Below are 7273 nucleotides of genomic sequence, written 5' to 3' on the forward strand. Positions count from 1 at the left end.
CCGCGCTCCTTGGCCATCAGGGTGAGAGCCGCGGTCATGTTCCCGCCGACGGAGTCACCCACGGCCGCGAGGCGCGAGCCGTCCAGACCCTTGGACGCGCCCTGCTCCACCACCCACCGGGCGACGGCGTAGTTCTGCTCGATGGCGACCGGGTAGCGGGCCTCGGGCGAGAGGTCGTACTCCGGGAAGACCACGGCCGCCTCGGCGCCGACCGCCAGCTCACGCACCAGCCGGTCATGCGTGTGCGCATTGCCGAACACCCAGCCCGCACCATGGATGTACAGGATCACGGGCAACGCGCCCTGCGCACCGGCGGGCCTGACGATCCGGGCCCGGACACTGCCCGTCGGACCACCGGACACGGTGATCCACTCCTCGTCCACCACCGGCTTCGCGATCTCACCGGACTGCACCTCGTCCACCGCCTTGCGGCCGTCGGCCGGGGGCAGGTCGAAGAGGAAGGGCGGGTTCGCGGTGGCCTCGGCGAAGGCCGCGGCCTCGGGTTCGAGGACCGGCGCGGCCGGCTCGACGACGTCGGACATGGGTATCTCCTGCGGTTATCGGTGTGCGTGTTCTTGCTCCCCGACGCTAAATCCGTCGAGCGTGCGGACATTGCCCGCGCGTGCACCGGCGCTGTCCTCACAGCGCACGGTGCGCCGTACGTCGCGAGCACTCGTTCGGTGCGCCACCGGAACACCTGAGCGCCGTCCCGCGAATGGTGTGGAGCCCAGGGAAATTCCACGATTCCCCGAGGTGTCGCGCACGTGTCGGCCATACCGGGCGGCGGACCGGTTCCCGGGTTCACGCAGGTGGGAGACGCCTGGCCGCGGTCGAGCAGGCCGACGAGAACCCCGTCCGGGCGGCCGCGGATTTCGGGAACGCCACCCGGCCAGGACCGGAACTCGCCGATTGCGCGATGGAAATGCGAAAAGGCGATCCGCCTCCCCCTGGAGAACGACTGGCATTCCGAGGACAAGATGCGTGCGCAAGGCCGCGAGGGCCGGGCGGTGTTCAGGTCCGCCCCGCCCTCGTGGTGCGTCCGGCGGTGTCCCGCCACTCGCGCGGGCTCATCCCGTAGGCGGCCCGGAACACCCGGCTGAAGTGGGTGGCGCTGAGGAAGCCCCAGCGGGCGGCCACCGCGGCGATGGTGCGGCTGCCGCGGCCGTACCGCATCAGGTCGCGACGGCACTCCTCCAGCCGGCGGCGCAGGATCCACCGGCCGACCGTGGTGCCCTCGTCCTTGAACAGCTTGTGCAGGTAGCGCACGGAGATGTGGTGGGCGCGGGCGATGGCGTCCGGGGCGAGGTCGGGGTCGGTGAGGTGCAGTTCGACGTACTCCAGGATCCGCGCCAGCACCGGCGGCTGTGTGCCCGTCGTGCCCGGTGCCTGCGCGCCCAGTTGCTCGGTGGCGAGGGTGGCCAGCAGGTTCACGGCGTTCCAGGCGAGCATCTCGCCGACCGGCGGCCGGGCCTCGGCCGAGGTGCGGGCGAGGTCGGACAGCAGCGGCGACAGCAGCGTGCCGAGCCGGGAGGCGCGGCCGACGGGGGTCCGGGCGATCCGCCGGACGTCGGACTCGGCCAGCCCCAGCAGATCGGCCGGGACGAGGAAGACGGTCGCCCGGAACCGCTCGGGGAAGTCGAGGACCGGGGTGTGCCGGGTGTCGTAGAAGCAGATGTCACCGGGGGCGAGGGGAAGAGCGGCGGACTCGGGGCGGGGCGGCGGGGTGTCGTGGGCGTCGCCGCGCAGGCCGACGAAGAGGTACTCGCCGGGGTCCCGGCCGATCAGCCGGTCCGTGGGGTGCCGGCCCTCACCGGGCAGCCGGGCGGGGGTGCCCTCACCGGTCACGGTCTCGACGCCGAGCGGGGTCCTGGCGGCGTGGGGGTAGAGGGGGGTACGGGTACTGGGCATCTTCCGCCGCTGCCTCCGGAGGTCGTTCGGGTCACCTGCCCGGACGGTAGGTCGGCGGATGTGCAAAAAGAGTGACGACGAAGTGACAGCGCCGCGGGGACGGAGTGCCGGGAGGCGGCGGAGGCGGTCAGGAGGCCGCGTGCTCCGCGCGTTCGGCGAGTTCCGCGGCGAAGTCCCGCACCAGGCCGTGCAGGACGTAGCGGCCGGGCGCGGTCTCGGTGAGGAGATGGGCGTCGGCGAGCCGGCCGAGCTCCAGCCGGGCATGGCGGATCGGCAGTCCGGCGAGCACCGCGACGACGGCCGCGGTGAGCTCGGGTCCGGGGTGGCGGGGCAGCAGCGGGAGCAGTCCGGCGCCGCGCTCCGGCAGGAGCCGGTGGGAGCGGTGGAGGGCCTCGCGTACCGCGGGGAAGGCGTCCAGGGTGCCCCGGGCGTCGCGCAGTTCGGCGGCGACGGCGGCCAGCGGGAAGTCCCCGCGGGCGGCGGCGCGAGCGGCGACGACGGCCAGGGCCAGGGGCAGCCGGCCGCACCGGGCGACGATCTCGGCGACGGCGTGGGGCTCGGCGGCCGTCCGGCCGGCACCGATCCGCAGGGCCAGCAGCTCGGACGCGTCCTGCGGGGACGGCGGCTCCAGGCGCAACGGACGGGCGCCCGCGGCGATCAGTCCGGGCAGGGCGTGGCGGCTGGTCACCAGGGCGAGACAGCCCGTCGCGGCGGGCAGCAGCGGGCGCAGCTGTTCGGTGCCGGCGGCGTCGTCGAGGAGGACGAGGACCCGCCGGCCCGCCAGGAGGGTCCGGTACAGCCCGCTGAGCGCCGCGAGGCCCTCGGGCAGGTGCCGTGCCGGCACGCCCAGGGCCGCGAGCATGCCGCGCAGGGCCTCGGCGGGGTCCAGCGGCGGCCGTGCTCCGGGGTCGGTGCCGCGCAGCGCGAGGTACAGCCGGCCGTCGGGGAACTCCGCGCCGGCCCGGTGGGCCCAGTGCACGGCGAGGGCGCTCTTGCCGACGCCCGCCAGGCCCCCGATCAGCAGGGTTCCCGGTCCCGTCGCGGAGTCGGCGAGTTCGCTCAGCCGGTCCAGCTCGGCCCGGCGGCCGGTGAACACGGGCAGGTCGGGCGGGAGTTGGGCGGGGCGGGGAAGGAGGGTGACGGGCGTGGGCCGGGTGGGCCCCGGCACGGGGCCGGAGCCGGAGCCTGGTCCGGTGCGCCGTACGTCCTGGCGCAGCACCCGCGTGTGCGCAGCCGTCAGTTCGGGGCCGGGGGCGACACCAAGGTCGGTGGAGAGCCGCCGGCGGAGGTCGTCGTACGTCGTCAGGGCCTCGGCCTGGAGGTCGCACGCCGCCAGGGTGAGGACGAGCCGGGCGTGCAGGGGCTCGTCCAGCGGGTCCTGGGCGACGGCCCGGCGCAGCACGGGCAGCATGCGGTCGGCGTGGCCGGCCAGCAGCGCGGCGTCGGCCGCCGGCCGGGCCGCGTCCAGGAGTTCGCGCTGTACGGCGGTGAAGTGGACGTGGGCGCGGGCCGGGGCGGGGATGCCCATGGCGACCGGGCCGCGCCACTCCTCCAGGGCCCGCGTGAAGTGCCGGGTCGCCGTCCCGGGGCGGCCGGTGGCCGCCGCCCGCCTGGCCTGCCGGGTCTGCTCGCGGAAGCGGAGCAGATCGACCTCGTCGGTCTGCGCCGCCAGGAGGTAGCCGCCGGCGTGGCGCAGCAGGCGCCGGCCGGGGGCGCGCGGCGGCAGCCCCGGTTCCAGCAGGCGGCGCAGGTTGCCGATGTACCGGCGGACGATGTTCAGGGCGCTGGCGGGCGGGCGTTCGGCCCAGAGCACGTCGAGCATCTCGCCGGTCGGCACGGGACGGCCGGCGCAGGCCAGCAGCAGGGCGAGCAGGGCGCGCTGCTGGGGGAAGCCGAGGTCGAGTTCCCGTTCCTCGTGCCACGCCCGCACGGGTCCGAGCAGGGCGAACCGGGTCGCCGGGCCCCCCGGTGGCAGCGGGGGCGAGAGGGCGGTGTCCGGGCGGGCGGGGCGGCCGGGGCCCGCCGGGCGTTCAGCAGGCACCTGCCTCGTCCTCCCGTCCGGTGAGGCGGGCCGCGACCCGTCCGGCGTCCGGGTGGCCGAGGTTCTGGAGGAGGGTGAGGGCCTGCGCCCACGCCGCGCGGGCGGCCGGCTCGTCGCCCATGGCCAGGTGAGTGTCGCCGGCCCGGACGAGGATGTCGGCCTCGGTGTAGGGCACGCCCAGGTCGCGCAGCAGAGCGAGGGCGTTGCGGTAGCCGAGGAGGGCGTGGGGGTGGCGGCCGAGGTGGTGGTGGGCGTAGGCGATGCTGTCCCAGGTGGCGGCCTGCCCGTAGCGGTCGCCGAGTTCCTGGAGCATGGCCAGCGCTTCGAAGCAGTGCGTCAGGGCGTGGCGGTACTCGCCGAGCAGGGCGTGGTACCAGCCGACGGAGTTGAGGACGCTGGCCTGGGCGGCGCGGTCGCCGCGGGCGCGGAACAGGGCGAGGGCGCGCTGGTTGTGGCGCAGGGCGCCGGGCAGGTCGCCCCGCTGTTCGCTCTCCCAGCCGAGGCTGCGGTGGGTGTTGGCGCGGCCGGTGTCGTCGCCCAGTTCCGTGAAGAGCGCGAGGGCCCGTTCCAGCCGGGGCACGGCCCGCGAGTGCAGGCCGAGCCGGCCCTCGACGCGGGCCAGTCCGCGCAGTCCGCGGGCCTCCAGGACGGGGTCGGCGAGCCGTAGGGCGGTGTCGAGCGCGGTGCGCTGGACGGTCAGGCCGTCGTGCCAGTGGCCGCGCCGGTCGAAGAACGGTTCCAGGGACCAGGCCAGCAGGCAGGCGAGACGTTCCTGCACGGGCTGTCCGGACGTGGCGGCCGCCTCGACGACGGCGAGCAGCACCCGGTGTTCGGCGGTGAGCCAGGCCAGGGCGCGCTCGTCGTCGGCGAGCGGCTCGGGGTGGATGTCCGCAGGGGCGGGCGGCGGGGGCAGCGGGTCGGCGTTGGGGGCGAGGATCCGGTCGGCGGCGTGGGCGGTGTGCAGGTAGTGGTGGAGCAGCCGGTGCACGGCGGTGTGCCGTTCGGCCTCGGGGTGGTGGTCGTGGACGAGTTCCCGGGCGTGGGCGCGGACCAGGTCGTGGCAGGTGTAGCGGGCGGGGCTGTGCTCGGTGACGAGGTGCAGCCCGGTCAGCTCGGCCAGCAGCGGCCGGGCCCGGCGGACCGTCAGTCCTGCCAGCGCGGCCGCGGCCGGCAGGGTGAGGTCGGGGCCCGGGTGCAGGGCGAGCAGCCGGAACAGCCGGGCGGCGGCGGCCGAGACGGCACGCAGGGACCAGGAGAAGACGGTGCCGACGTCGACGGACGCGTCGGAGCGGACGAACGCGTCGAGGCTGCCGTGGGCCTCGCGGAGTTCGGCGGCGACGGCGGCGAGCGGGAAGCCGGGGTGGACGGCGGCGCGGGCGGCGACGCAGGCGAGGGCGAGGGGCAGCCCGCCGCACAGCTCCCCGATCTCGTCGGCGGCGCCGGGTTCGGCCGCGATCCGCTCGGCACCGAGCCGGCGGACCAGGAACGCCCGCGCCTGGTCCGTGTCGAACGGGCGCAGGCTCAGCGTGTGGGCGCCGTGCGCGGCGACCAGGCCGGGCAGTTCGTCGCGGCTGGTGACGAGGGTGAGGCAGCCGGGCGAGCCGGGCAGCAGCGCCCTGATCTGCTCGGCGTCGCGGGCGTTGTCCAGGACGACGAGGACCCGCCGGCCGGTGAGCAGGCTGCGGTAGAGCGCGGCCTGCGCGTCGACGCCGTGCGGGACACGTTCGGCGGGCACCCCGAGGGCGTCCAGGAAGCCCCGGACGACCTCCCCGGGGTCCAGGGCGGCGCCGGACGGGTCGAAGCCGCGCAGATTGACGTAGAGCTGCCCGTCCGGGAACCGGCCGGCGATCCGGTGGGCCCAGTGCACGGCGAGGGTGGTCTTGCCGACGCCCGCCATGCCGCCGATGGCGCTGATCACCACGGCCGCGGGGTGCGGCAGTTCGGGGCCGTACCGGGTGAGCAGCTCGTCGAGTTCGGCACGGCGGCCGGTGAACGCCGCCAGGTCGTGCGGCAGTTGGGCGGGAACGGCCAGGGGCCTTGCCTCGTCGGGCGGTTCGGCAAACTCGTCCAGAACGCTGTCCCACGCGGCCCGCAGTTCGACCCCGGGGTCGATCCCCAACCCCTCGGCCAGCCGGTCGCGTACGGCGTCGTACGCGGCCAGTGCCTCGGAGCGGTGGCCGGCCGCCGCGAGCACCCGGACCAGCCGGGCGTGGACGGGTTCGTCGAGCGGGTGGCCGGCGGCGGCCTCGCGCAGCCGGGGCAGGACCGTGTCCGGCAGGCCGGCGCGCAGCGCTGCGTCGGCCGCCTCCCGCAGGGCCGTCAGCCGCTCGTGGTCGGCCGCGGTGAAGGCGGGGTGCGCGCGAGCCCGCGCGGGGAGGCCGTCGGCGACCGGTCCGCGCCACAGCGACAGGGCCTCGGTGAGGATTTCGACCGCCCGCGCGGGCTCGTGGGCGGCGAGCCGGCGGGCCTCCTCGCGCAGGGTGCGGAACCGCGGCAGATCTCCGGAGTCACCGTCGGTCACCAGCCGGTATCCGCCGGCGTCCCGCAGCAGCAGGCGGCCCTCGGCGCGGGTGGCGAGGCCGGGCTCCAGGAGCCGGCGCAGTGAACCCACGTGCCGCCGGACGACGTTGAGGGCGCTGCGCGGCGGATCCGCGCCCCACAGGGTGTCGACGATCTCGCTGATGGCGACCGGTTGTCCGGCCCTGACCAGCAGCAGGGCGAGGAACGCCCGTTCCTGCGGCCCGCCGAGGTCCAACTCCGTCTCCCCCCGGTACACCCGGAGGTCCCCCAGGACCTGGAACCGCACCGGCTCCGGCGGCACGCCTTCCCCCCTTCCGTTCTTCTTCCCCCGGCCCCGACTCTACGTCAGGACATGTGTCACCCAGTGTTACGGACGGGACGTCCCGTCCGTTCGGAGACGACCGTCCGGACGGCGGGGACCGTGAGGCGGTGGCGTGGTGCGCCACCGCCTCACCGCGTCACGGCGTCACCGCCTCACCGCCTCACCGCTTCCCGGGAGCGCCCGGGCCGGCGTTCCGCCTAGGCCGTGCCGAGCGCCGCGCGCAGGACGGCGACCGCCAGGCCGATGGCGGCCTGGGCGGCGTGGGTCTCGCGCAGGGCGTTGAGCATCACGAAGTCGTGGATGATGCCCTGGAAGCGCACCGCGGTGACCGGGACACCGGCCGCGCGGAGCTTGTTGGCGTAGGCCTCGCCCTCGTCGCGCAGGACGTCGGCCTCGCCGGTGATGACGAGCGCCGGAGGCAGGCCCGTGAGCTGCTCGGTCGTCGCCCGCAGCGGCGACGCGGTGATCTGGGCCCGCTCCGC

General features: G+C 76.0%; 5 protein-coding genes. All 5 read right to left on the reverse strand.

Annotated features, from left to right (window positions below; genetic code table 11):
• The coding region (locus IE275_RS45380) for an alpha/beta hydrolase (protein WP_189718565.1) at window positions 1–542 on the reverse strand (542 nt) is incomplete at its 3' end.
• Window positions 543–1011: 469 nt separating this feature from the next.
• Window positions 1012–1908, reverse strand: a complete 897-nt coding sequence (locus IE275_RS45385) for a helix-turn-helix domain-containing protein (RefSeq protein ID WP_189718566.1) — start codon at window positions 1906–1908, stop codon at window positions 1012–1014.
• Between the two features lie 127 nt (window positions 1909–2035).
• Window positions 2036–3949, reverse strand: a complete 1914-nt coding sequence (locus IE275_RS45390; protein ID WP_229871440.1) for an AfsR/SARP family transcriptional regulator — start codon at window positions 3947–3949, stop codon at window positions 2036–2038.
• Window positions 3939–6770 (reverse strand): AfsR/SARP family transcriptional regulator, encoded by a 2832-nt coding sequence (locus tag IE275_RS45395; RefSeq protein WP_189718567.1) that lies wholly within the window; start codon window positions 6768–6770, stop codon window positions 3939–3941. The genes IE275_RS45390 and IE275_RS45395 overlap by 11 nt, the downstream gene beginning before the upstream one ends.
• 218 nt (window positions 6771–6988) lie before the next feature.
• The coding region (locus tag IE275_RS45400) for an alpha/beta hydrolase fold domain-containing protein (protein WP_189718568.1) at window positions 6989–7273 on the reverse strand (285 nt) is incomplete at its 5' end.

The sequence above is a fragment of the Streptomyces phaeofaciens genome, from assembly GCF_014648915.1.
In the GTDB taxonomy this organism is placed as follows: Bacteria; Actinomycetota; Actinomycetes; order Streptomycetales; family Streptomycetaceae; genus Streptomyces; species Streptomyces phaeofaciens.

Bases quoted from the DNA above. Each gene is read 5' to 3' on its own strand.
- IE275_RS45385 (WP_189718566.1), bottom strand. From the start codon at position 1,908: ATGCCCAGTACCCGTACCCCCCTCTACCCCCACGCCGCCAGGACCCCG.